Source organism: Leptolyngbya sp. CCNP1308 (assembly GCF_034932455.1).
Classification (GTDB): Bacteria; Cyanobacteriota; Cyanobacteriia; order Phormidesmidales; family Phormidesmidaceae; genus Nodosilinea.
The window spans coordinates 1-933 of the sequence record NZ_JAYGIH010000098.1 but is presented as its reverse complement, the minus strand read 5'-3'; the positions used below and the strand labels follow the sequence as shown (position 1 = coordinate 933).

Here is a 933-nt window from a genome sequence, read left to right as displayed (position 1 = left end):
CGGTTGATCACATCCGCCCAGGTGCCAATCACACGACCTTGGCTATCGAGGATCGACTGGTTGAAGTTGAACCCGTTCAGGTTGAACGCCATGGTGCTGATGCCCAGGGAGGTGAACCAGATGCCAATCACAGGCCACGCACCCAAGAAGAAGTGCAGAGAGCGGCTGTTGTTGAAGCTGGCATATTGGAAGATCAACCGACCGAAGTAGCCGTGGGCTGCAACGATGTTGTAGGTCTCTTCTTCTTGGCCAAACTTGTAGCCGTAGTTCTGAGATTCAGCTTCGGTGGTCTCACGCACCAGTGAAGAGGTCACCAGCGAACCGTGCATGGCGGAGAACAGGGAGCCACCGAACACACCGGCCACACCCAGCATGTGGAAGGGGTGCATCAGAATGTTGTGCTCGGCCTGGAACACCAGCATGAAGTTGAAGGTACCCGAGATACCCAGAGGCATACCGTCCGAGAAGGAGCCTTGACCCAGGGGGTAGATGAGGAACACGGCGGTGGCAGCGGCCACAGGTGCGCTGTAAGCAACGCAGATCCAGGGGCGCATGCCGAGACGGTAGCTCAGTTCCCACTCACGACCCATGTAGCAGAAGACGCCGATGAGGAAGTGGAAAATCACCAACTGGTAAGGGCCACCGTTGTACAGCCACTCATCGAGGGAAGCCGCTTCCCAGATGGGGTAAAAGTGCAGGCCGATGGCGTTAGACGAGGGCACAACCGCACCGGAGATGATGTTGTTGCCGTACATCAGGGAGCCGGCAACGGGCTCACGGATGCCGTCGATGTCGACGGGAGGGGCCGCGATGAACGCGACGACGAAGCAGGCGGTCGCAGCAAGCAGGGTGGGGATCATCAACACGCCAAACCAGCCCACATACAGGCGGTTCTCGGTGCTGGTCACCCACTGGCAAAACTGCTCCCACAGG

At 58.6% G+C, this 933-nt stretch carries 1 protein-coding gene; it reads right to left on the bottom strand.

Going from position 1 to position 933, the window contains the following annotated elements:
- The coding region (psbA, locus tag VB780_RS25625) for a photosystem II q(b) protein (protein ID WP_323354024.1) at positions 1-932 on the bottom strand (932 nt) is incomplete at its 3' end.
- Between the last annotated feature and the right edge of the window lies 1 nt (position 933).